Annotated in this window: 22 protein-coding genes; 16 read left to right on the top strand and 6 right to left on the bottom strand. The window is 44.1% G+C overall.

The features are described 5' to 3' along the window. Window positions 1-12 precede the first annotated feature (12 nt). The 6 genes from IDJ76_RS20335 to porN all read left to right on the top strand — a co-directional run bounded on the left by IDJ76_RS20335 (window position 13) and on the right by porN (window position 6,767). Complete coding sequence (locus tag IDJ76_RS20335; protein ID WP_191166154.1) at window positions 13-1,005, top strand: DUF4271 domain-containing protein; 993 nt, start codon at window positions 13-15, stop codon at window positions 1,003-1,005. Window positions 1,006-1,013: 8 nt separating this feature from the next. After that, on the top strand, window positions 1,014-1,778 hold the full coding sequence (locus tag IDJ76_RS20330) for a uroporphyrinogen-III synthase (protein ID WP_191166227.1): 765 nt from the start codon (window positions 1,014-1,016) through the stop codon (window positions 1,776-1,778). 259 nt (window positions 1,779-2,037) lie between these two features. Beyond that, window positions 2,038-3,363, top strand: a complete 1,326-nt coding sequence (gene porK, locus IDJ76_RS20325; RefSeq protein WP_191166152.1) for a T9SS ring complex lipoprotein PorK/GldK — start codon at window positions 2,038-2,040, stop codon at window positions 3,361-3,363. A gap of 42 nt (window positions 3,364-3,405) precedes the next feature. Further along, entirely contained in the window at window positions 3,406-4,209 is an 804-nt protein-coding gene (porL, locus tag IDJ76_RS20320; RefSeq protein ID WP_191166144.1) for a type IX secretion system motor protein PorL/GldL, read from the top strand. A 43-nt stretch (window positions 4,210-4,252) separates the two neighbouring features. Further along, window positions 4,253-5,770: a type IX secretion system motor protein PorM/GldM gene (gene porM, locus IDJ76_RS20315; protein ID WP_191166142.1), complete on the top strand. Its 1,518-nt coding sequence runs from the start codon at window positions 4,253-4,255 to the stop codon at window positions 5,768-5,770. Window positions 5,771-5,777: 7 nt separating this feature from the next. Further along, window positions 5,778-6,767 carry a type IX secretion system ring subunit PorN/GldN gene (porN, locus tag IDJ76_RS20310; RefSeq protein WP_191166141.1) on the top strand — a complete coding sequence of 330 codons (990 nt, stop codon included), beginning with the start codon at window positions 5,778-5,780 and terminating at the stop codon, window positions 6,765-6,767. Window positions 6,768-6,892: 125 nt separating this feature from the next. Here the strand turns inward: porN and uvrC are convergent, their stop codons facing one another. The 5 genes from uvrC to IDJ76_RS20285 form a co-directional block, all read right to left on the bottom strand. Then, window positions 6,893-8,716 (bottom strand): excinuclease ABC subunit UvrC, encoded by a 1,824-nt coding sequence (gene uvrC, locus IDJ76_RS20305; protein WP_191166139.1) that lies wholly within the window; start codon window positions 8,714-8,716, stop codon window positions 6,893-6,895. A 70-nt stretch (window positions 8,717-8,786) separates the two neighbouring features. Continuing rightward, complete coding sequence (locus IDJ76_RS20300; protein ID WP_191166137.1) at window positions 8,787-11,027, bottom strand: penicillin-binding protein 1A; 2,241 nt, start codon at window positions 11,025-11,027, stop codon at window positions 8,787-8,789. A gap of 4 nt (window positions 11,028-11,031) precedes the next feature. Further along, window positions 11,032-13,905, bottom strand: coding sequence for a type IX secretion system periplasmic lipoprotein PorW/SprE (gene porW, locus IDJ76_RS20295; protein ID WP_191166129.1), 2,874 nt, complete (start codon window positions 13,903-13,905; stop codon window positions 11,032-11,034). Between the two features lie 76 nt (window positions 13,906-13,981). Beyond that, a complete protein-coding gene (locus IDJ76_RS20290) occupies window positions 13,982-14,308 on the bottom strand; it encodes a type II toxin-antitoxin system RelE/ParE family toxin (protein WP_191166127.1) in 327 nt (108 codons plus the stop codon). After that, the gene (locus tag IDJ76_RS20285; RefSeq protein ID WP_191166125.1) at window positions 14,298-14,504 is read right to left on the bottom strand and encodes a hypothetical protein; all 207 of its coding nucleotides are present in this window, start codon (window positions 14,502-14,504) and stop codon (window positions 14,298-14,300) included. The genes IDJ76_RS20290 and IDJ76_RS20285 overlap by 11 nt, the downstream gene beginning before the upstream one ends. A 67-nt stretch (window positions 14,505-14,571) precedes the next feature. Here IDJ76_RS20285 and IDJ76_RS20280 point away from each other — a divergent pair, with 67 nt between their 5' ends. The 10 genes from IDJ76_RS20280 to ftcD all read left to right on the top strand — a co-directional run bounded on the left by IDJ76_RS20280 (window position 14,572) and on the right by ftcD (window position 22,086). Continuing rightward, complete coding sequence (locus IDJ76_RS20280; RefSeq protein WP_191166123.1) at window positions 14,572-14,802, top strand: AtpZ/AtpI family protein; 231 nt, start codon at window positions 14,572-14,574, stop codon at window positions 14,800-14,802. Window positions 14,803-14,804: 2 nt separating this feature from the next. Next, window positions 14,805-15,179, top strand: a complete 375-nt coding sequence (locus IDJ76_RS20275; RefSeq protein WP_191166121.1) for a hypothetical protein — start codon at window positions 14,805-14,807, stop codon at window positions 15,177-15,179. A 20-nt stretch (window positions 15,180-15,199) separates the two neighbouring features. Then, a complete protein-coding gene (gene atpB, locus IDJ76_RS20270; protein ID WP_191166119.1) occupies window positions 15,200-16,297 on the top strand; it encodes a F0F1 ATP synthase subunit A in 1,098 nt (365 codons plus the stop codon). Window positions 16,298-16,345: 48 nt separating this feature from the next. Then, complete coding sequence (gene atpE / locus IDJ76_RS20265) at window positions 16,346-16,555, top strand: ATP synthase F0 subunit C (protein WP_191166117.1); 210 nt, start codon at window positions 16,346-16,348, stop codon at window positions 16,553-16,555. A 94-nt stretch (window positions 16,556-16,649) separates the two neighbouring features. Continuing rightward, window positions 16,650-17,141 carry a F0F1 ATP synthase subunit B gene (atpF, locus tag IDJ76_RS20260; RefSeq protein ID WP_191166115.1) on the top strand — a complete coding sequence of 164 codons (492 nt, stop codon included), beginning with the start codon at window positions 16,650-16,652 and terminating at the stop codon, window positions 17,139-17,141. 88 nt (window positions 17,142-17,229) lie between these two features. Further along, a complete protein-coding gene (gene atpH / locus IDJ76_RS20255; protein WP_191166113.1) occupies window positions 17,230-17,778 on the top strand; it encodes an ATP synthase F1 subunit delta in 549 nt (182 codons plus the stop codon). Between the two features lie 30 nt (window positions 17,779-17,808). Next, on the top strand, window positions 17,809-19,386 hold the full coding sequence (gene atpA / locus IDJ76_RS20250) for a F0F1 ATP synthase subunit alpha (protein ID WP_191166111.1): 1,578 nt from the start codon (window positions 17,809-17,811) through the stop codon (window positions 19,384-19,386). A gap of 84 nt (window positions 19,387-19,470) precedes the next feature. Further along, window positions 19,471-20,373, top strand: a complete 903-nt coding sequence (atpG, locus tag IDJ76_RS20245; RefSeq protein ID WP_191166098.1) for an ATP synthase F1 subunit gamma — start codon at window positions 19,471-19,473, stop codon at window positions 20,371-20,373. Window positions 20,374-20,526: 153 nt separating this feature from the next. Beyond that, window positions 20,527-21,027 carry a MarR family winged helix-turn-helix transcriptional regulator gene (locus tag IDJ76_RS20240; protein ID WP_191166096.1) on the top strand — a complete coding sequence of 167 codons (501 nt, stop codon included), beginning with the start codon at window positions 20,527-20,529 and terminating at the stop codon, window positions 21,025-21,027. Between the two features lie 3 nt (window positions 21,028-21,030). Beyond that, window positions 21,031-22,086 (top strand): glutamate formimidoyltransferase, encoded by a 1,056-nt coding sequence (gene ftcD, locus IDJ76_RS20235; protein ID WP_191166095.1) that lies wholly within the window; start codon window positions 21,031-21,033, stop codon window positions 22,084-22,086. A gap of 82 nt (window positions 22,087-22,168) precedes the next feature. Here ftcD and IDJ76_RS20230 read toward each other — a convergent pair. After that, window positions 22,169-23,408 (bottom strand): PIG-L family deacetylase (locus IDJ76_RS20230; RefSeq protein WP_191166092.1); only part of this gene is annotated, 1,240 nt, incomplete at its 5' end.

The following is a 23,408-nucleotide window of genomic DNA, read 5'->3' as shown; positions in this document are numbered from 1 at the left end:
TTTTTGCAGTAAATGCGTGGGTTTGCTTTTTTATGTTTCCTGGTTTTTGCTACTTGTTTGGCGGGTTATGCCCAGCAGCCCGATTCGGGCGTAGTAGTGAATGATAGTGTACGCATCCGCCCGCGGTTTACCGGCCCGCTGCCATTTTTAGATTCTGTTGCCCGTGCAAGTGCATTGCGCCAACAATATGTGTCAGATTCTTTAAACATGGTTTATATTGTGGCGCCGGATCCTACCCGGCCAAATATGTTTGTAGATAGTATTTTAAAGACTGACGCTTACAAGGGGATGCAGTATCTGGATCTTTCTACTTCGCGGTCAAAAAACATACAGGGCTACGGGCATACCCGCCCCTCACGTGATGCCTGGGTCATCGTTATCATCATTCTGTTATTGCTGTTTTCATCGGCCATAAATATCACGGCCAGCAAGGATATGAGTAACATATTCCAGTCGTTTTATAACAGGCGGAATGCTATGCAGGCCGGCAAGGAAGATAGCCCCATTAACGCCTGGACTTTTATTGGTTTATTCCTGTTATTCGGGTTCACGTTCGGCGTTTTTTTGTATCTGCTCACCACCGGTTTTTATAAGGTTTATTATACCATAAGTGGTTTCCAGCTTTTTGCCACATTGTCAATTGTTATCATTTTACTTTTTGCCACTAAATTTTTGGTACTTAAGTTTTTAGGTTTTGTATTTGATATTAATAAACTGGTGAGCGAGTATATATCAACGCTATCATTAACTTACTTCAATATCACATTTGTTTTGCTACCGGTGGCGCTGTGTTTTAGCCTTATAGCAGAGAAGTTTATACCCTATCTATTAGCTATAACTTTGCTGTTGGTTGTTGTGATTTTTATTTGGCAATACCTCAGAAGCAGCGTAAGCATCATCTCAAATTTTCGATTTCATAAATTTTATTTATTTGTGTATCTTTGTGCCCTCGAAATTTGCCCCATTTTGATACTAATTAAGGCATTGAATATAGGATTTAGGTAGTTTACACGATAGCTTTGGAAGACAGAAAGAAAAAGGTTAAGAGTATTTTAGTTACTCTGCCAAAACCTGAGAACGATAAAAATCCGTATGCTGAGCTGGCTAAAAAGCTTAATTTGAAAATTGACTTCAGGTCATTTATTCATGTTGAAGGCGTACCGGCGAAAGATTTTCGTAAAGAGAAAATCAACCTGGCCGATTTTACTGCAGTGATCTTCACCAGCCGTAATTCTGCCGACCATTTCTTTAGGATCTGTGAGGAAATGCGCTTTGACGTGCCGGTAGAAATGAAATATTTTTGCCTTTCAGAAACCATTGCCCTTTATCTTCAAAAATACATCCAATACCGTAAGCGTAAAATATTTTTTGGCAAACAAACCGCGGCCGACCTGGCCGAAGTTTTGAAAAAACATTCAAGCGAAAAATTCCTTTACCCATGCTCTGACGTGGCTGCCGAAGAAACCCAAAAGTTTTTGCTGGATAACGGTTATGATTTTACCCCCGCGGTATTATTCCGTACCGTATGCAGCGACCTGAGCGACCTGGCAGAAGTTTTTTACGATGTTATCGCTTTTTTCAGCCCGTCAAGTATCCAGTCCTTATATCAAAACTTCCCCGATTTTAAACAAAACGCCACGCGTATTGCTGCCTTTGGTGCTACTACGCACAAAGCTGTTTTAGCCGCGGGTTTAATTTTAGATATCCCTGCACCAACACCTGCCGCGCCATCCATGACAATGGCTATAGACCAGTATGTTAAGCTGGCTAATAAATAATTAGCAGCAGTTTACAACCCTTGCAACTTTTTCTGATTTATAGCGTATAAGGCTTAAGTTTATTAATAAAAAAGAAACATTCTTAAAGTGTTGCTTTAATGTTTATTACGGCCTTGTTTTTTACTTATTAATCTAAAAAATAGTTTTTATTGAAGAATGAAAAACATTTTTTACATTGGGATGGACTAAAATTAATATATTCGGGGGTGGATTGTGTTAAAGATATTTTAGTTGATAGCATATAACTGATTTTATATAAATGAAAAAAGTTTACTTTTTAATAGTTGTTTTAGCTGGTGTTGCCATATCCGGATGCGGTAGTTTAGGAGGAGGGGGCACACGTGGTGAGGTTACCGGCGTACGTAACGCTAAATCTTTCAGAGCTACAGTGCCATTAAATATGGTTTACATTAAGGGCGGTACGTTTTTAATGGGCCAAACAGATCAGGACGTTACCTTTGCGCAAACCGCACAGGTTAAGCAAGTTACGGTTGCGCCATTTTTCATGGACGAAACCGAGATCTCCAATACAAAGTACAAGCAGTTCGTGAATTGGGTTCGCGATTCTATCGCTATCAATTATCTAAATGATCAAAAATACTACACCCAGCCCGGCAAAGGTGCACCCCGTGATCCGAACGGTAAGAAATGGATCAACTGGAAATATGCAGAAAGCAACCCGCCATTTGGCCGTAAGGGTAAAAGTGCTTCTGCAAACCTGCAAAAACTTCAGGGGTTATACTACCAGGGCGATGATCGTGTTTTTGACCGTAACGAAATCGACGTTCGCTTATTAAAATACAACTTTGCCTTATTTGGCTTGCGTGATGCATCAAACTACCGTAACGATAAAACAAAAAAACGTTCTGATTTCATTTTACGTGATACCGTAACCGTTTACCCGGACACTTTGGTTTGGCTTAACGATTTTTCATACGCCGGTAACGAGCCCATGGTTGAGGGTTATTTTTCTCACCCTGCGTATCGTAACTACCCGGTTGTGGGTGTAACCTGGCGCCAGTCAAGGGCTTTCGCTGCATGGCGTACCCGCCTAAGCGATGCTTACAAACACTCTAAGGGTATAGCGGAAAATTTGCCTTTTGAATTACCTACCGAAAGCCAGTTCGAATATGCTGCGCGTGGTGGCAGGGTGGGTACAGATTACCCGTGGGGCGGCCCGTACATCAAAAATGCTAAAGGTTGTTTATTAGCTAACTTTAAACCTGGTCGTGGTAATTATACCGACGACGGTGGTGCTTACACCGTTAATGTGCGTGCGTACTTCCCCAACGATTTCGGGCTGTACAACATGGCGGGTAACGTAGCCGAGTGGACTTCATCTGCCTATGATGAGTCGGCATCAACATTTGTACATGACCTTGCACCTACATTTAATTATGAAGCCAAGGCAAGCGATCCGGAAGTGCTGAAACGTAAAGTAGTACGCGGCGGTTCATGGAAAGATATCGGTTACTTCCTTCAAAACTCAACCCGCAGTTTTGAGTATCAGGATACCGCTAAATCATACATCGGCTTCCGTTGCGTAACCAGTTTCCTTGGCCGCGATATCAAAGACAAACGATAACCAAACAACAACTAATTATAAAATTATCATTTACTAAAATTTATGGCTGGGAAAAAGAAGGCTTTCGGAATAAGCAATGTGGTATCATGGGGTGCTACGGTAGTGATTATAGGCTTATTATTTAAAATTCAGCACTGGCCTTATGGCGGTACTTTCATTTCTATCGGTTTGATAGCCGAGGCACTTTTGTTTTTTATTCTTGGTTTTCAACGGGAAGATAAAGACATCGATTGGGTACGTGTTTACCCTGAATTGGATGAAGAGTTTGCAGGCCAGTTACCAAAGTCTTCACAAAAAGCAGTAGCTACCGGCGACGGGTTTCCAAATACTGCCGCTTTAGATAAAATGTTAGCAGACGCCAAAATTGGTCCGGAACTGATTAGCAGCCTTGGTGATGGTTTAAGAACATTTGGCGATAAGGTGAACGCGATCTCACGCGTAACCGATGCAGGTGATGCTACCATTGCTTTCACAAACAAAGTAAAATCGGCCACTGCCAGCTACGATAACTTAACCAGCGCGTTTGATAAGGCAACCGCTAACCTGTCTGAAATGGCTAACAGCAATGTCGATTCAAAGGCATATCATGATCAGGTGACTAACCTGGCAAAAAACTTATCATCGTTAAACGCCGTGTACGAATTGGAATTACAGGATTCAAGCGCGCACTTAAAGGCGATGAACAGTTTCTATAAAAACTTATCATCAACCATGAACAACTTCAACGAGTCGTTAGATGATTCGCGCCAGTTTAAAGATGAGGTGGGCCGCTTGGCTAAAAACCTGGCTTCATTAAATTCGGTTTATGGTAACATGTTAACTGCAATGAACCAACCCCGGGGTTAATTAACAATATTTAATCAAACTGAAATTAGCATAAAATTACAGAATGGCCGGAGGTAAAGAAACCCCAAGACAGCGGATGATAGGTATCCTGTACCTGGTATTATTGGGCCTTATTGCCCTTAACGTACCAGATAGTTTACTTGATTCGTTTAAAAATATAACCAGAAGCTTAGATGCGTCGAGAGACAATGTAACGAAAGGCTTAAGCACTACTTACTCGGCATTTGAAGCCACAAAACTCAAAGAACAACCCGAAAAAGCTGGTAAGCTTTTAGCACAGGCAAAACAAGCAACTGCCGTATCAGATGAGTTAAACAGTTATATTGATGCATTAAAAAAAGAGTTAATAAAAAAAGGCGGCAATTACAACCCGGATATTGATGATGTGAATGCAAGAGAAAGCCTTGACATATCTTCAGAGGTAATGATTAATGGGAAAAAAGCTGAAGTATTAAAAGAGAAAATTAAAGATACCAAAGCGAAATTACTTGGTTTATTAGGTAAGGACGCCGGCGATGTTAATTTTTCTTTAAACGCCGATGATTTAAAATCAAGGCCTGGCTATAACGGTAAAAAATGGGAAGAAGCATACTTTGGTGAAGGTATCCCATTGGGAGCTGCTTTAACCACGTTAGCTAAGATCCAGGCAGATAATAAGAATGCCGAAAATGAAGTTGTAAAACGTATTTTGGGTAAGGTTGATGTTGCGCAGGTTACGTTAAACTCATTTAAGGCGGTGGCTGTAGCACCAAGCAGTTATATACTGGCAGGCCAGCAATACAAAGCCGAGGTTTACTTAACGGCATACGATTCAAAGTCAAACCCCAGCATTACAATAGGTGGTTCAAATATCCCAACATCTAACGGTGTGGGCACGTATACAGTTACAGCAAGCGGCGAAGGCTTGCGCACCTGGACGGGTAGCTTATCTGTAAAACAGGTAGATGGCCCGCCAAAAACTTACCCGGTAAGCGGTAGCTATATGGTAGCAAAACCATCTGCAGTAGTATCGCCGGATAAAATGAACGTTCTTTATATAGGTGTACCAAACCCGATCTCTGTATCGGCACCTGGTGTGCCAAAAGAACAGATCAAGGTAAGCATCGATGGTGGCTCGGTAACAGGTTCAGGCGGCCATTACACCGCCAATGTAACCAGTGCAGGTACTGCAAAGGTTACGGTAATGGGCGATAAGGGAATTGTATTAGGCGCATCGGAGTTTCGCGTAAAGCGCATACCCGACCCTAAAGCGCAGTTTGCAGGTAAAAGCGGCGGCAAAACCAGCGCGGCGAATATCCGCGCGCAGGACAGGATTTTTGCCAAGCTGGAAGGTTTTGAGTTTGATGCTAAGTTTAATGTAACGCGTTTTACTTTACTAATAGCCAAACCACGCCAGGATGTTGTTACCGCAACCACTACCGGCAGCGAGCTTTCTGGAGCAATGAAAGCAGCAATGGCTAATGTGACGCCCGGTACAACAGTGGTATTCCAGGATATAATTGCAGTAGGCCCGGACGGCACACAGCGTGGGTTGGACCCGATAGTATTATCGGCTAATTAAGAAATATATGAAAAGAAGATTTTTGATCATCGCACTTTGTCTGGCTTGCACGGCCTCGTTCGCGCAAAAGAGAAAGACCACGACCAGGAAGCCGGTTAAGAGAACCACCGCAGCATCTTCAAAAACCAAAAAAGTGGTTACGCCAAGCACCGTCACGGATGCCGGCCGTAGCGCACAACAAGCGGTGCTTGATACCGGTAAAAAGGCGCCGCTTAAACCCTTCGACCGTCCGTTGGATGGTTATTACAGAAAAACCAATATATTAAGCGCAAGGGTTACCCCTTACGCCAACCTGCGCGAAGCTGACGTAACTTTTGCGAAGCGTGTTTGGCGCGAGATTGACCTGCGCGAAAAGATGAACCAATACATGGGTTCGCCTAAACAAAGGCTCATAGATATCTTATTAACTGCTATTGATGCTGGTGAACTGACCGCATATGACCCGACAGCAACTAAGGATGACCCGGGAGGTGACGGTTTTTCGCGACCGATGACGGCAGGCCAGGCGCGTGCGAAAATGGCGGATAGTGCTATGGTTGATAAATTTGACAAAGACGGGAACAAAACCGGATCCGAGATTCGTGCCGGTGAGTTTAATGCGGATAGCGTTGTCAAGTTCAGGATAAAAGAAGATTGGATTTTTGATAAGCAGCGTTCTATTTTTGAGCCGCGCATTATAGGTATTGCACCGTTAATTAAGCCAAAAGCAGCCGGACTTGATCTGGATTATCAGCCGGCATTTTGGATCTATTTCCCCGAAGCACGCCAGGTATTGGCTACTAAAGAGGCCGTAAGCCGTAATAACGATGCAACGGGTTTGAGTTTCGACGATGTTTTTATGAAACGCATTTTTTCCAGCTACATTGTTAAACAATCTAACGATAAAGACGAGCGTATCCGTGATTATGCACAAGGTATAGATAAGTTATACGAATCTGAAAAAGTAAAAAAGGCTTTGCTCGATTACGAGTTTAACCTTTGGAAATACGGCCAATAATTCTGGCTCGTTCCCAAAATATCAAAGCCCATCCGGATTCCCGGATGGGCTTTTTGTTTGAAACGGATTTTCACTCGTTGACTAATTGCGCTCGTTTATGACGAATGCTTATTAAGGCTTTACGTTTACTGCAACCCCGTAACCTCGCTCACGGCCGGGTTAAAATATTGGGTTATCGACTTTGCCTGTTTTAAATTTACTACTTCCTGCAAATCGGTTTCACTGGCTTCGCGGATCTTTTTAACAGATTTAAAATATTTCAATAATTTTTCTGCTGTGGTTTTGCCTATGCCATCTATCAATTCCAGTTCGGTGGCAAGCGTACCTTTGTCGCGTTTTTTACGGTGGGCCGTGATGCCGAAACGGTGGGCCTCGTCCCGTAATTGCTGGATTATTTTTAACGTTTCGGAGCGTTTATCCAGGTAAAGCGGATACTGATCACCGGGGTAGTATAGTTCTTCCAACCGTTTGGCTATACCGATGATGGTTACCTGCTTTTCAATCCCTAACAGCTTTAGACTCTTCATGGCCGACGATAACTGGCCCTTACCACCATCAATAATGATCAACTGGGGCAATCCGGTATCTTCATCTAAAACGCGCCTGTAACGGCGAAAAACGGCCTCTTCCATGGTGGCGAAGTCATCGGGCCCTACAACGGTTTTTACGTTGAAGAACCTATAATCTTTTTTTGATGGTTTGCCATCCCTGAACACCACTATGGCCGATACCGGATACTTTCCCTGAAAGTTTGAGTTATCAAAACACTCAATGTGTTTAGGCAGCTGGTTCATCCGCAGGTCCTTCATCATCAGCGTAAGTAAACGCTCGGTGCGCACGTCGGGGTTTAGTTTCTCGTACTGATCTATCTTTTCCTTTTTAAAGAACATTACATTCTTTTGCGAAAGATCAAGTAGTTTGCGTTTTTCGCCCAGTTTGGGTACGGTGAATTTGATCGAAGCATCCTCCACATCGATATCGAAAGGCACGATAACTTCTTTAGAGTGGCTATTGTACCGGGTGCGGAACTCGGTTATGGCAATAGTTAATAATTCCTCGTCGGTTTCGTCCAGCCGTTTTTTTAATTCGATGGTTTGGGTTTGGGTAATGGTGCCGTTCATCACCTTTAAAAAGTTAACAAAGGCGTACTTTTCTTCAGACGCGATGCTGAAGACATCTACATCTGTAATGGAGGAGTTTACCACGGTAGATTTGCTCTGGTAATTCTCCAGCAGGTCCTGCTTGCGCTTTAACCGATGGGCCTGCTCAAAGTTCAGGTCGCTTACGGCTTTTTCCAGGTCGCCTTTAAGGTTGCGTACCACTGCGCCTATTTTACCGCTCAGGATATCCGTAATTTCTTTTATACTATTATCATAATCGGCTTCCGACTGGTAATCCTGGCAGGGGCCTTTACAATTGCCCAGTTGGTACTCCAGGCAAACCTTAAATTTACCCTTCTCGATATTGGGGCGGGTAAGTTGCAGGTTGCAGGTGCGCAGCGGATAGGTTTCTTTAATTAATCCCAAAATGGTGTGCATCATACTCACCGACGCGTACGGGCCGAGATATTTGGAGCCGTCTTTAACTAAGCGGCGCGTCCAGTAAATGCGAGGGTAGTTCTCATTCTTGATGATGATCCAGGGGTAAGTTTTATCATCCTTGAGCATCACGTTGTAGCGCGGCTGATGCTTTTTAATCATACTGTTTTCCAGCAGCCAGGCATCCACCTCGGTATCAACAATGGTAAAGGTAATGGCGCGGATCTTTGACACCAGTACCCGCGTTTTGGCGTTGATCTGGGTATCTTTATTAAAATAAGAACCTACCCGGTTGCGCAGATCTTTAGCCTTACCAATGTAAATCAGTTCCTTTTCACTATCCCAATATTGATATACCCCGGGTTTATGCGGGATATTCTTTAAAGCTTCCCTGTAATCAAATTTTTCCATTGGATTAGGTATGGGTTTTGAGTGATGAGGTATAAGTTAGAAACTACTCACAACTCTTCACTCACCACTATCAAAAGTCTAACTTCTTCTCCACCTCATTTGTTCCCTTTTGCTGCTGGCTGTATGCGCCGCAATCTAAGGTGATGCTCACGCCCGATTTCGGCGGAACAAAGTCGACATTTTTTTTAATGCCCAGGTTGGTGTTGGCATAAACGCGTTTCATATAACCTGCAAATATAGGCAGGGCGGTATTGGCACCCTCGCCTAAACGGGTAGAGCGGAAGTGGATGTCGCGGTCTTCGCAGCCTGTCCAGATGCCGGTAACCAGTTGCGGGGTTATGCCGATGAACCAACCGTCGGAGTTATCATTAGTGGTACCTGTTTTACCACCTATCGGGTTCATGATATGGTAATCGCGGCGCAGGCGGTAACCTGTACCCTCGTCAATTACACCCTTAAGCATGTAAGTCATTACATAAGCAGTTTCGGGATTTAAAGCCTGTACCACTTTAGGAGTGTTGTTATATAAAACGTTACCGTTCTTATCTTCTATCCGAAGCAAAAAGGTGGGCTCTGTCCATAAACCTTCATTGGCAAAGGCTGAGTAGGCGCCTGTCATATCAAATACAGAGGCATCGAAAGTGCCTAAACAGATGGATGGATAGGCAGGAACCGGGCTGGTTACACCCATTCGCTTGATTAGATCGGCAACCGGTTTTGGTTTAACCTCGTTCATCACATAGGCTGTAACCCAGTTTTGTGACCGGGCTAACGCGGTACGCAAGGTAATTACACCCGGCACAGTTTCACTTGGTGATGACCGTGGCGACCATACTTGGCCTTCATAACTGATGGTGATAGGTTCATTAGGTACCTGCATACAAGGCGAAAAGCCATTTTCTACAGCCACAGCATAAGTAAACGGTTTAGCTGTCGACCCCACCTGGCGGGTACCCATTTTTACCTGGTCGTATTTAAAATGTTCAAAGTTGGTGCCGCCCACCCATGCCTTTATATAACCGGTGGTAGGGTCCATACTCATGAGGGCATTACGCAGCATCATTTTACAGTACACTATCGAGTCGATAGGTTTCATGGTCGTGTCGGTATCGCCATGCCAGGTAAACAGGTTCATTTTCACCGGCGTGTTAAAATCTTCTTTGATCTCCTCGTCAGATTTGCCTAATTGTTTCAGATAAATATACCGATCGCTACGGTGCATGCCTTTGTCAAGTAAACTCTTAAAGGTTGGTATAGATTTCCACAGACTAATACCTTTCCAATGCGAGTTAAATTGCCCCTGCAATTTCTTCATATACTCCTGCTGTGCTTCCTCAGCATATTGCTGCATAGTGGCATCAATAGTGGTGTAGATCTTTAATCCATCGCGGTCAAGGTCATAAGTGGTAACACCGTCGGGTTTTAAAATGGCCCTGTCAACCAATAGTTTTTGCACTTCTTTTTTTAATACCGCCCTAAAGTAGGTTGCTATACCGTCATTATGATCGGTGGGTTTAAATGTCAGGCCAAGTGGTTTTGCCTTGTACTCGTCGGCCTGTCCATCGCTTAAAAAACCTTCTTCGCTCATTCGGCGCAAAACAAAGTTGCGGCGGTTTATGGCGTTTTGAGGGTGATTGATAGGACTATAAATACCCGGCCCGTTGATCATTCCCATTAATAGGGCAGCCTGGTCGGGCGTTAGCCTATCCGGCGTGGTGTTGAAATAGGTGCGCGATGCCGAGCTGATACCGTATGTATTATAAGCGCCAAAATCTACCGTGTTTAAATATAGCGTCAGGATCTCTTCTTTAGTATAATTGCGTTCCAGCTTTACAGCTGTTATCCATTCCTTCAGTTTTTGAATAACGCGTACAAAAGGATTATGCGTTTTTTCGGTAAAAAGGTTTTTGGCTAATTGTTGTGTAATAGTACTGCCACCTTGTTTTTTGCCAATGAGATTATAGGCTACGATGGTAAACGACCTTTGAAAATCAATACCCGAGTGCTGGTAGAAGCGTGCATCCTCAGTAGCTACCAATGCATTAATCACATTGGGCGATAGTTGCCTGTAAGTAACGCTGGTGCGGTTTTTTATGTAATAGTTGCCTATAACTTTGTTATCGTTTGATATTACTTGTGATGCCTGGTCGCTTTTCGGGTTTTCCAGTTCGCGGAAAGAGGGCAGTGCTCCAAAGATCTGGAACGCGATAAGTAGTATCATAATTAAAAAAAAGGCGAACCCGGCAATTACAAACCGCCAGATATACCAGTTGTAGCGTTTAATATCGTATTGTGAAACTTTAGCGATCATGTGATTAATAAGTTGCCTGATAATAGTCTATATAACTATCCAGTGTTTTTTTGTCTGCTAATTTATCCAGATTTTCCTTTGTTACTATAAAAAAGCTGTATTTATCCTTTGGTACCTTCATAATATCCGGCATTAGCGGGATAATTGCACGGGCGTAATCCTTCACATCGGCCAGGCTGTAAAAGCGGCCAACGTAAATGAGCTGATTATCGGGCCCCGCATTTTTAAGGTTATGGTTAATACCTTTGCCCTGGTATTGCACCCGGTTAAACTGGCCAATACCAAAACGTGATGATGCCACATTAGTTGTACCCGAGCTTACATTCACCACAAAATAATAGCGGATGCTATCGCTCAGACTGAAAAGTTTTGAGATCGCTTTAACGGGTGCCGGTGGCGGCGCGACAACTGTTGCAGCTGGCTGCGTTTGATTTGATAAAACCGGGGCGGTAGTTTGCGCGTTTAGTGTGGGTGGCACTTTAGCGGTATCTTGTTTGGCCACATTTGGCGGGATAACTGCCACCTGTGGTGATACAGGCTGTTTTACAACGGGCTGCTCTGCGGGTTTAACGGGTGCCGGGGTTGGTTTCTTTTCGGGCGCGCGTACATCTGCAACAGGCTCGTATTTGCCGGTGAAGGGTACGCGGTATTCTGTTTGCTGTTTATCTACAATAGGCAGGGTAAATTCCAGATCGATAGCATCTTTTTCTGTAATTACGATAGGACGCGCAGCCAAATCGGCCAGGTTGGTGTTGATATAGGTTAAATGCTGGTTTACCAATGGTGTAATCAGTTTATCGGCAGGGTATTTAGCGGCTATCTGCTCCAAGTCTGTTTTAAACGGAGGCAATTTTTCCTGGTGACCGGCCGCAAAGGCGCGCAGATATAAAAGCTGTGCGGCAAAACGGTTATTTGGGTATTGGCTTATCAGGGCATCAGCTGCGTTCATCACCTGTGTATATTGTTTGGTGGCGTAAAGATCATACACCTTATTATAAAGGCCGCTAAATTCAGTATCCTCCTCATTTAAGCGCTTGCTGTAATCAGGATCAAGAATGGTTTTAGCGAAAGGCGTTTCGGGGTATTGGGTGAGCACCAGGTTTTTGTATTTGTTAGATTGCTCCGCGTTAAGCTCGCTATACAAACGGTACAAATTATAATAGATAACCGGTTTGTTAGGGTTATTTGGGAAACGCGTTAAGATGGCTTCATATTCGGCAATGGCCTCTTTTTTATCTTCCAGTACATCGCGGTAAAAGTTGGCAATGTCCAAATAGGCATTGTAAACCCGCATGTTTGATTGCGCCATCTGTGCCGGTGTAAGCGGCAAATTCTGTACGATATCTTGCCGGTAATTGCCTGCGGTAATTTTTGCTACGGTTGGTGACGGCGGCCCGGCAGGTCCGTCGGGGTCAGTATTGGTTGCAGCAGCTAATGTATTTGTGGTAATATCTGCCGTGGTGCGGTTGCCCCGTCGCCAGTTATCTTCCAGTTTGCGGTTGCCCCAAACCCTTTTAAAGTTACCGAAACCCTGGCTTAATGCCGTAGCGTTATAAAAGTAGAATTTATCACCATTGGGTGTGCTTGCCTGTGGCGAAGCGGGGTCATTAAATAAAGGATCGTTTTGCGCGTTTGCATTAGCGGTAGCAACTGCCTGCTGCTGCAGGGTGTTACGGTTCACCATCTCGTCTATTTTTTTGTTGCGGCTGGCCTCGTCCATAGCGGCCAGCATCTGCAGCGTGTCTTCCCTGCTGATAATGTTTAACCTATCGGCCAGGAGCTGCAGGTTGTCAGCTTTCTTTTTAAGCGAAGCAAACCCCGGGTAGCTGGGGGGCAGGTTCATGATGGTGCTGTCGTAGTAGTTTTTGGCCTGTGCGTAGTCGGCCTTGTTACGAAAGTACAGATCGGCCAGTTTAGAAAAGGCAAGCCCTTTTTGTGTTTGATTTTTTACGCTGCTACGGGCCGATTGCTTGTAGCTTTTTATGGCACCATCTATATCCTTATCTGCATTTTGCAGGGTTGCTATCTGGTAATAGATCTGATCGGTAAATTCCTTGTTGTTAGGGTTTTTTAATAGCGACCGTAGCCTGGCCAGCCGGCTCACCTTAACCCCGTTTTGCATATCCTCTATTCGGATTCGGTTGAGGTTGGCATTAAAGGCCATATCAAAAGAGGCGTTACTTTTAGCAATGCGGTTGTAGCTGACAATGGCATCGGCTTGTTTTTGGTTCATTTCCTGCAACTGGCCCAAAATGAACGTCCACCTTAATTCCTGGATCTTATTATTGCTATGCGCGATAGCCTGTTTAGCCATTTCTTCACCATCAGCATAGTCTTGCGTATTGATATCATATTGCAATTTTGCAGCATATACATCGGCCTTAACCTTCTTTTTAGGGTTGATACTTTGCAAGGCGCTATCTAACGACAGGCGGGCCTCATCATTCTTTTTCAAATACAGCAGCGAGCGGCCTTTCCAAACCAACCCGGATTGCCGCAGGTCGGCATTGTCGCCAAAAGAGCGGGTCACATAACTGAAGTATTCCACCGCGTCAAAGTAGTTTCCTTCTAAAAAGTTGGCTTTACCTAACAACATATAAGCGTCGCCAATGTAATGGCTTTGTTCTTTTATGCTGATGATATTGTTGGCTTTTTGCTTTACCAGTTCCAGATCTTTATCCAGATCGCCGGTCTGGGCTATGGTGTCGCGGTAAACGCTTAGTATCTCGTTGTAATCATCAATATAGGTAGCTGCGTAGGCGGCCTGCTTACCGTCAAGTATCTCGTTGGCATTAAAAAGAATGTTGTATTTTGCTGTAAGATTTTGCAGCCCGCGGTTAACCGCGCTTTTCTTTTCGAGAGAGCAGCTGGAAAGCATAGCCGCCACTGTAAATAAAAACAGGGGGACATGTTTTAACCTTAAAATTGTAGAAGGTAGCCTCAACGGTTTATAATTAGTATATCAACTTTAAAAGCTCTTTAACAGCCTTGTCTGAGATAGATCCTTGTTCTGATTTATCATAAATTGTCATTAAGATAACAGTATCCTCTACCAGATGCACGTGCGTAATTATCCGTGCGCCGCCGCTTTTACCTTTTCCCTTACTTGAAATAGCCAAACGTATTTTGAAGCAATTGTTGCCTATTGACGCGCCTTGTTCCGGATTGTTCTTCAATGAAGATATCAACAAGGCGATTTCAGCTTTTAGCGACGGATATTTCTTTAAGAGTGGTTTGGCCTGCTTATCAAATGAGCGTAAAACCGTAACATTAAAGTCCATTCAGCCAATCATCTGCAGGGATGCCTTTAGCTTTACCTGCCTTTATTAAATTTACTTCATCAACGGCTTCTTTTAATTCTTCAAAAAATTTAGTGTCGGCTTTGCTGAATGGCTCGGCTTTAACGTATTTGAAATTTTTTAATACCTCCAGTATAAATGATGCCTTTTCGTCCTTTATATCCAGTAAAATCTTCATAGCATTTAGTTTTAAAAGCAAACGCTAATTTACTAAATAGTATGCAATAGGATTAATAAATTTGCGGATGCCAGAAAATGAACAAAATAAATCGGGCGGGGCAGGTAACGACGCCAATGCGTATGCCAAGTACGTTGGGCTTGCTTTCCAGATGATTGTGGTAATAGGTGTTTTTGCGTTTGCCGGTTATAAAATAGACCAGGCCGGGCAGCACGCTACCAAATGGGCAACTGCTGCCTTGTCGCTAATAGGCGTGTTCGCTTCCCTTTACCTCGTATTTAGATCTGTAAAAAATTGAGCGTGTTAAAAGTCCTTTTTTCGTTTCTGGCTTTTGTGGTTGTACTTGCGGGGATACCGCTACTGCTTGCTTATACCGGCCATAGTAACCTGCTGCTGGCCAAGTTTTGGGTACTGTTTTCCTTTATAACGGGCTTTACTTTTATCGTAATTGCATCGGTATTATTTATACAACGTGTGAGGCCGATATTATATGCCCAGGCGTTCCTGGCAACCACAGTTATTAAGATGATAGGCTGCATGGCTTTTGCCTTGCTTTTTGTGTTAAAACTACACATTGACAACGGCGTATTTCTGCTCAACTTTTCTTATTTATATTTCTTAAATACAGGCTTTGAAATTTATGTTTTGTTACGTAACTTGCGCAACCAAAATTGAAAGTAAAAAACACTCATTCAATGGATTTTAGCCACATTTTGAAAACAAAAAAAATAGCTCTCAGCCTTGTTTTAGGCGTTTTTTTAACTTTTTGCACTTGTAAAACTTTTGCTATACAGCAGGAAGAGGCCACTCATGAGGCCGCCAAAACTGAAACAGAAAAAGAATTTAACCCAAGTGAGGTTATCCTTGAACACATTGCAGATTCGCACTTTTTGCACCTGGGTGGCGAGGTGTCAATCGCCCTGCCAATTGTTTTATATACTGATAAAGGTTTAGAGACATTTTCGGCAGCAAAGTTTGAGCATGGCCATGCAGATTATACCGGGAAGTATTACACTTACCGGTTAATTAAAGACAAGGTTAATATTGTTGAAGGTGCCGACGCCCTGTTGCCGGCGGCTACTGTATTAAAGCTTAACAAAAAGCTGATCGATCTATCCATCACCCGCAATGTGGTAAGTATGTGGTTGTCTATAGTGATATTGCTGGTTATCTTTTTAAGCGTATCATCTGCTTATAAGAAACGTGAAGGTAAAGCACCAAAGGGATTGCAATCTTTTATGGAGCCTATCATCATGTTTGTACGTGACGATATCGCCCGCCCTAACATCGGTTATAAATACCAACGCTTTATGCCGTTACTGTTAACCATATTCTTTTTTATATGGGTAAATAATCTGATCGGTTTGGTGCCTTTTTTTCCGGGTGGGGCTAACTTAACGGGTAACATCGCCGTAACTTTTGTTTTGGCCTTGATCACCCTTATCATTGTAAACATTAACGGTAACAAATACTATTGGAAACATATTTTTGCGCCAGATGTACCGGTTTGGTTATACCCAATTATGTGGCCGGTTGAATTGGTAGGTATCATATCAAAACCATTCGCGTTGATGATCCGTTTGTTTGCCAATATCACGGCTGGTCACATTATCGTATTAAGTTTAATATCATTAATATTTGTATTCAAAAGCGCCTACGTATCGGTAGTATCGGTACCGTTTGTGGTGTTTATGGATGTGCTTGAATTGCTGGTGGCGGCATTACAGGCGTTTATCTTTACGCTGTTAACCGCGTTATTTATCGGCACAGCTATTGAAGAGCACCACCACTAATAAATTGTAAATAACTATATACTATATATTCACTTTAATTTTAAAACAATGTTTGGAAGTATCGCTGCATTAGGTGCAGGTTTAGCAGTAATTGGTGCCGGTATCGGTATCGGTCAGGTTGGTGGTAAAGCAATGGAAGGTATTGCACGTCAGCCGGATGCCGCTTCAAAAATCCAAACTGCAATGATCATCGCTGCCGCTCTTATAGAGGGTGCTGCTTTGTTCGGTGTGGTTGTATCATTCCTGGGCTTAAGATAATATCTTCCCCACGGAAAAAAATCATAACCGTATCTGCAGCGGTTGGCGGCAGATACGGTTACATTAAATTTGGACATTTAACTTTAAATAAAACATGGAATTAGTTACTCCTGAAATTGGCTTAGTATTCTGGACCACCATTTCGTTTTTAATACTATTCTTTCTACTGGCTAAGTTTGCCTGGAAACCTATCATGGGTGCCATTGACGACAGAGAGCGTTCAATTGAAGATGCCTTATTAAGGGCTGAGGCTGCTAAGGACGAAATGTCTCGTTTAACTAACGAGAATGAGGAATTGCTTAAAAAGACCCGTGCAGAGCGCGACCTGATCTTGTCTGAAGCTAAGAAACTGAAAGACCAGATTGTTGCCGAAGCTAAAGAAACAGCGCAAAAAGAAGGTGCACGCCAAATTGAACTGGCACGTATCGAAATAAACAATCAAAAAAATATTGCGATGGCTGATGTTAAAAATCAGGTGTCGGCATTGTCTATCGAAATTGCTGAGAAGATCCTTCGCAAGCAGTTTGAAGACCAGGGCAAACAGGATGCATTGGTAGCCGATTTGCTTAAAGAAGTGAAATTATAAAGATTTCGTATTTAGAAAAGAAGAATTTTAATAGGATCAGGAAAGTCAAATTCGAAATTGAAAATCCGAAATCCGAAATAAAAAAACGATGTCAGAAGTAACAGTAGCCATTAGATACGCGAAAGCATTGATCGACTTAGCCGCCGAACAGAATTCTGTTGAAGCGGTTAAGGATGATATGGTGCTTTTTTACAAGACTGTAAGAACCAGCCCTGAGTTAGGCGCTGTTTTGGCAAACCCAATTGTATCGCACAGTAAAAAGATAGCCATTTTGGCCCAGGTATTCGGTACCCGTGTTAGCAAGGTAAGTTTAGCCATGTTTAATATTATGGTTAACAAAGGCCGCGGCGAAATTTTGTATGCGACAGCGCATGAGTTTATTGCCCTTTATGATATTAAAAATAATATCACTTACGCCAAGGTTGTATCGGCCGCGCCACTTTCTGAAGCTAACAGGCAACAGATGGAAGCGGATGTGCAGAAAGCAATTGGTGGTACTATCAAATTGAACGCGCAGGTAGATCCATCATTAATTGGTGGTTTTGTACTAACCGTGGGCGACAGGCAAATTGATACCAGTGTATCAACCAGCTTAAGAAAAATTAAAAAAGACTTTGCAACTATTGCAACCAAATAATAACATTAAAACTCTAAAATAATCTCAAAAATGGTAGAGGTAAAACCAGACGAAGTATCAGCAATTTTGCGTCAGCAATTAGCGGGCTTCAAGTCAGAATCTGAATTAGAAGAAGTGGGTACCGTGCTCCAGGTGGGTGACGGTATTGCACGTGTTTACGGTTTAACCAAAGTACAATCAGGTGAGCTGGTTGAATTTGACAACGGTTTACAGGGTATCGTACTTAACCTTGAAGAGGATAACGTGGGTGTGGTATTGTTAGGCAAATCTGACAATATTAAAGAGGGTGATACTGTAAAACGTACCAACCGCATTGCATCTATCAACGTAGGCGAAGGCATGCTTGGCCGTGTTGTTGATACTTTAGGTACCCCGATTGATGGTAAAGGACCTATCACCGGCGAAACTTATGAAATGCCTTTGGAGCGTAAAGCGCCGGGTGTAATCTATCGCCAGCCGGTAACCGAGCCTTTGCAAACGGGTATCAAAGCTATCGATGCGATGATCCCTATTGGCCGTGGCCAGCGTGAGTTGGTTATTGGTGACCGTCAAACAGGTAAAACTGCGGTTTGTATCGATACCATCATCAACCAAAAAGAATTTTATGATGCCGGCCAGCCGGTAACTTGTATATATGTAGCTTGTGGCCAAAAGGCTTCAACTGTAGCTAACATTGTACGCACATTAGAAGAGAACGGTGCTATGCCTTATTCTATCATTGTTGCTGCAAACGCTTCAGACTCTGCTACCATGCAGTTCTTCGCTCCATTTGCAGGTGCTGCAATTGGTGAGTACTTCCGCGATACAGGTCGCCCTGCTTTGATCATTTATGATGATCTTTCTAAGCAAGCGGTTGCTTACCGTGAAGTGTCATTATTGTTACGCCGCCCACCGGGCCGCGAGGCTTACCCGGGTGACGTATTTTACCTGCACAGCCGTTTATTAGAGCGTGCCGCTAAGGTAAACTCGAATGATAACATCGCGCAGCAAATGAACGATTTGCCGGAGTCTATCAAGCACATCGTAAAAGGTGGTGGTTCATTAACCGCTTTGCCAATTATCGAAACACAGGCAGGTGACGTATCGGCTTATATTCCAACCAACGTAATTTCGATTACTGATGGCCAGATCTTCCTGGAGTCGAACTTGTTCTTAGCAGGTATCCGCCCGGCAATTAACGTAGGTATCTCGGTATCACGTGTGGGTGGTAACGCGCAGATCAAATCAATGAAGAAAGTAGCAGGTACGCTAAAACTTGACCAGGCGCAATACCGTGAGTTAGAGGCGTTCTCTAAATTCGGATCCGACCTGGATGCATCAACCAAAAATGTAATTGACAAGGGTGCACGCAACGTAGAGATCTTGAAGCAAGGCCAGTACTCACCGGTTTCGGTGGAGAAACAAGTTGCCATTATCTACCTGGGTACTAAAAACCTGATGCGTAACGTACCGGTTAACAAGATCCGTGAGTTTGAAGCAGAATACACCAGCCAGTTAGAGCTGCGCCACCCCGAAGTGCTGGCCGCCCTTAAGGCAGGTAAGTTTGACGATCAGTTAACAGGCGTACTGGAAACAGTAGCTAAAGAACTATCCGGAAGATATAATTAATTTTAGTTACGAGGTACGAGGTGCGGAGTGCGTGGAAATTAGTCAACGCACCACGCACCCCGATCCTCGAACCTCTCAAAAAGAATGGCTAATTTAAAAGAAGTAAGAAACAGAATAGCATCCGTAAGCTCAACACAGCAGATCACCAAGGCCATGAAAATGGTTTCGGCCGCTAAGTTGAAAAGGGCAACCAATGCTATTGTACAATTACGCCCGTATGCTAACAAGCTTAATGAATTGTTGACTAACCTGTCGGCAAGTTTAGAGGATGGCGCATCGCCATACTTGCAGCAGCGCGAGCCGGTACGTGTATTGGTGGTGGTTGTATCATCAAACCGTGGTTTGGCTGGTGCTTTCAATACCAACGTAATTAAAACTGCTAACAACCTGATTGCCGAAAAATACAGCGAGCAGTTAAGAGCGGGCAACGTATCTATCGTAGCTATCGGTAAAAAGAGTCAGGAGTTTTTTCAGCGCCGCAAGTTTAACGTGATTGGTAACAACAACGACTTATACCTCGACCTGAACTTTATTAATGCATCAAAGATTACCGATGCTATTATGCAAGGCTTTATTAACGGTGATTATGACAGGGTAGAGCTTGTATATAACCACTTCCGTAACGCGGCGGTACAGTTTCAGGTTGCCGAGCAATTGCTGCCGGTTCCAACACCAGAGGTTAAGCCAAAAGAAGCCCCTAAGAAAGGTGAGGTAATGCAAGTGCAGGTTGACTACATCCTGGAGCCTTCTCAAGAAGAGATTGTTGAACAACTGATCCCTAAAAATATTAAGATCCAGTTATACCGTGCCGTTTTAGATTCAAATGCATCTGAGCATGGCGCACGTATGACCGCGATGGATAAGGCAACCGAAAATGCCGGTGATTTGCTGAAGGCTTTAAAACTTTCATACAACCAGGCACGCCAGGCAGCCATCACTACTGAGCTTACCGAGATTGTAAGCGGTGCAGCAGCATTAGGTGGTTGATAATTAAAGTTTCTCGAATCATAATAAGAAAGGCTTTCCAATTTGGGAAGCCTTTCTTGTTTCTATATTCCACCATGATGTCAAGAAAATTAAAAATTGTATTATGGCAGATGTATGATGCCATATTTAATAAGCGCTTATGTAAATTGCGATATGAATTTGTATCAGAGTTTGGGCTACTTGGTTTTCGGCAGTCGTTTAAGACGGATGAGCGAAGCTTTTTTAACGGAGATAAACAGGATTTATCAGGGTAAGGGGATTGATTTTGATGCGAGCTGGTTCCCGGTGTTTTATTTGCTGTCAAAAAATGATTCACTATCCATAAAAGAATTGAGCGAGCAAACCGGTGTTTCGCACCCGGCTGCCAGCCAGCTCATTACGAATTTAAAAAGCAGGGAATTGGTCGAGACTACAGTAAGTACTGATGACGGTCGTAAGCAATTGGTGCAATTTACCGACAAGGGACTGGCCCTGTTAACGCAAATTTTGCCGGTATGGGATGCTATCACCATAAGTATGACGGACCTGGCAGATAGCGACCCTAAAATCGCGGAGATCTTACCTGCTTTAAGTGCGCTTGAAGATAATTTTAAGGTATTCAACTTATCAGGCAAGGTAATAGCCAAACTCGAAGTCGATAATATAACGAATTAACGCATGTTTAACACAGATAACAGGGCAAAGCAACTGATAGAGTGTGTGCCCAATTTTAGTGAGGGTGTTGATGCGATGGTCATCAAACAAATTGCCGGCGAAATAGCTGGTATATCCGGAGTGAAGCTACTGAATGTAGACCCCGGTAAAGCGGCTAACAGAACCGTGATCACCTTTGCCGGCGAGCCGGGGGCAGTTGTGGAGGCCGCGTTTTTAGCGATTAAAAAGGCGGGCGAGCTGATAGATATGCGCGTGCAAAAAGGAGAGCACCCGCGTATGGGCGCAACGGATGTATGCCCGCTGATACCGATAGCGCATATTACGATGGATGAAACGGTGGTGTATGCGGTGCAACTGGCAAGGCGGGTTGGCGAAGAGCTGCAGATCCCGGTTTATTTATATGAACATTCACAGCCCGACAAACGCCGTAGTAATCTATCTATAATAAGGGCAGGGGAGTATGAGGGCTTTTTTAGTAAGATAAAACGGGAGGGCTGGGCGCCCGATTTCGGCCCGGCCGAGAATGATCTGAAACGGGGCGCGACCGTAATTGGGGCGCGCGATTTTTTGATAGCTTACAACGTTAATTTAAATACCGACTCGGTTGTATTGGCTAATGAGATTGCGTTTGATGTAAGGGAGTCGGGCCGAAAGGTAGGTACAGATGAAAATGGGAAATCTAAATACATCTCCGGCTCATTAAAAAGTGTAAAGTCCATTGGCTGGTATATTGCAGAATATGGCAAAGCGCAGGTATCAATGAATTTAACAAACGTGAAGATTACGCCCATCCATATTGCTTACGATGAAGTTTGCGACAGAGCGAACAAACACGGCGTTAAGGTAACCGGAAGCGAATTAATAGGGATGATACCGCTAAAGGCGATGTTGGATGCAGGCAGCTATTTTTTGCAGAAACGAGGCCGTTCTGCTGAGGTAGGAGACGCTGCGCTGATTGATATGGCGGTAACCTCAATGGGTTTGGATGAACTTACTCCATTTAATCCGCAGGAGCGGATCATTGAATATGTGCTGGCTGAAAATAAACCGGCGGTGTAAAAAAACAAAGGCTGGTGTTATTCAACACCAGCCTTTGTAATGGGTAACTGATTTCTAATCCCCCACAATTGCTTTCTATTATTTAGAAATAATACCTGACAAAAGCCTCCATAGCAGCATATTCGGCCAGGCCGAGTTTATCATAACATTGGGCTGTTTCGCGGTTACGGTCTTCGGCACGCACCCAAAATTCGCGGGCATCATCACCGGGGAATACCGGGCGGTCCTTTTGCGATTGGTGTTTAAAGATCGCGTTACGCTTGTGCAAAACCTCGGCAGGCGAAAGAGGCACCGCCATCTCGATCTCATGCGTAGGGAACTCCTGCCAGGCACCGCGGTACAACCACATCCAGCAATCGTTCACCCAGTCCTCGGTTTCCCTTAACCTGCGCAAAGCCGCAATGATGATGTTAAAGCAAACGATATGCGTCCCGTTAGGGTCAGCAAAATCACCCGCGGCAAACACCTGGTGCGGTCTGATCTTTTTAAGCAGTTCCATGGTTAACAAAATATCCTCTTCCCCCACCGCGTTCTTCTTAGTTTTACCCGTTTCATAAAAAGGCAAAGCCTGGAAATGGATATTGCTGTCGGGCAGCCCCGCGAAGCGGGCACCCGAGATCGCCTCCGTCTTGCGGATAAAACCTTTCACATCGCGGATCTCCGGCGTATCCACCTGGTTAGGCAGCTTAGTACCGATGAATTTGCGCATATCCTCATAAATACCCTTCAGTTTAGCCGTATCCTCGCCCACACTCGCTTTAAAATCGATAGCGAACTCCATGTAGCGTAAAACATCATCGTCCCATACAGCCGTATTGCCCGAAGTCTGGTAAGCCACATGCACATCATGCCCCTGGTCAACCAGGCGGATAAAAGTACCCCCCATGGAGATCACATCATCATCCGGGTGAGGAGAGAAGACGATAGAACGCTTGTGGGCAGGCTCGGCACGCTCCGGCCTTTGAGAATCATCCGCGCCCGGCTTCCCCCCCGGCCATCCGGTAATGGTATGCTGTACCTGGTTAAAGATATCGATGTTGATCTCATAAACCGGTCCCTGCTCCACAGCCAGCTGTGCCATGCCGTGATTATTGTAATCCTCTTCGGTTAATTTCAAAATAGGCTTGCCCACGGCTTCCGATAACCAGATCACCGCCTTTTTCTTCAGCAAGTTGTCCCACACACAATCCTTCACCAGCCAGGGCGTATCAAAACGGGTCAGGGCAGAAGCCGCATCCGCATCCAAAACAAACTCCACATTATCAGACAGCTGCAGGAAGGTAGCGGGCACCTCGCCCGAGATCTCGCCCTCTACCGCTTTT

The sequence above is a fragment of the Mucilaginibacter glaciei genome (assembly GCF_014773245.1).
GTDB classification, from domain to species: Bacteria; Bacteroidota; Bacteroidia; order Sphingobacteriales; family Sphingobacteriaceae; genus Mucilaginibacter; species Mucilaginibacter glaciei.
This window is presented reverse-complemented; position numbering and strand designations above follow the sequence as displayed.

Coding starts and splice junctions, on each gene's coding strand:
- IDJ76_RS20335 (WP_191166154.1), top strand. CDS start 13: ATGCGTGGGTTTGCTTTTTTATGTTTCCTGGTTTTTGCTACTTGTTTG.
- porK (WP_191166152.1), top strand. CDS start 2,038: ATGAAAAAAGTTTACTTTTTAATAGTTGTTTTAGCTGGTGTTGCCATA.
- porL (WP_191166144.1), top strand. CDS start 3,406: ATGGCTGGGAAAAAGAAGGCTTTCGGAATAAGCAATGTGGTATCATGG.
- porM (WP_191166142.1), top strand. CDS start 4,253: ATGGCCGGAGGTAAAGAAACCCCAAGACAGCGGATGATAGGTATCCTG.
- porN (WP_191166141.1), top strand. CDS start 5,778: ATGAAAAGAAGATTTTTGATCATCGCACTTTGTCTGGCTTGCACGGCC.
- uvrC (WP_191166139.1), bottom strand. CDS start 8,716: ATGGAAAAATTTGATTACAGGGAAGCTTTAAAGAATATCCCGCATAAA.
- IDJ76_RS20300 (WP_191166137.1), bottom strand. CDS start 11,027: ATGATCGCTAAAGTTTCACAATACGATATTAAACGCTACAACTGGTAT.
- porW (WP_191166129.1), bottom strand. CDS start 13,905: ATGCTTTCCAGCTGCTCTCTCGAAAAGAAAAGCGCGGTTAACCGCGGG.
- IDJ76_RS20290 (WP_191166127.1), bottom strand. CDS start 14,308: ATGGACTTTAATGTTACGGTTTTACGCTCATTTGATAAGCAGGCCAAA.
- IDJ76_RS20285 (WP_191166125.1), bottom strand. CDS start 14,504: ATGAAGATTTTACTGGATATAAAGGACGAAAAGGCATCATTTATACTG.
- IDJ76_RS20280 (WP_191166123.1), top strand. CDS start 14,572: ATGCCAGAAAATGAACAAAATAAATCGGGCGGGGCAGGTAACGACGCC.
- atpB (WP_191166119.1), top strand. CDS start 15,200: ATGGATTTTAGCCACATTTTGAAAACAAAAAAAATAGCTCTCAGCCTT.
- atpE (WP_191166117.1), top strand. CDS start 16,346: ATGTTTGGAAGTATCGCTGCATTAGGTGCAGGTTTAGCAGTAATTGGT.
- atpF (WP_191166115.1), top strand. CDS start 16,650: ATGGAATTAGTTACTCCTGAAATTGGCTTAGTATTCTGGACCACCATT.
- atpH (WP_191166113.1), top strand. CDS start 17,230: ATGTCAGAAGTAACAGTAGCCATTAGATACGCGAAAGCATTGATCGAC.
- atpA (WP_191166111.1), top strand. CDS start 17,809: ATGGTAGAGGTAAAACCAGACGAAGTATCAGCAATTTTGCGTCAGCAA.
- atpG (WP_191166098.1), top strand. CDS start 19,471: ATGGCTAATTTAAAAGAAGTAAGAAACAGAATAGCATCCGTAAGCTCA.
- IDJ76_RS20240 (WP_191166096.1), top strand. CDS start 20,527: ATGAATTTGTATCAGAGTTTGGGCTACTTGGTTTTCGGCAGTCGTTTA.
- ftcD (WP_191166095.1), top strand. CDS start 21,031: ATGTTTAACACAGATAACAGGGCAAAGCAACTGATAGAGTGTGTGCCC.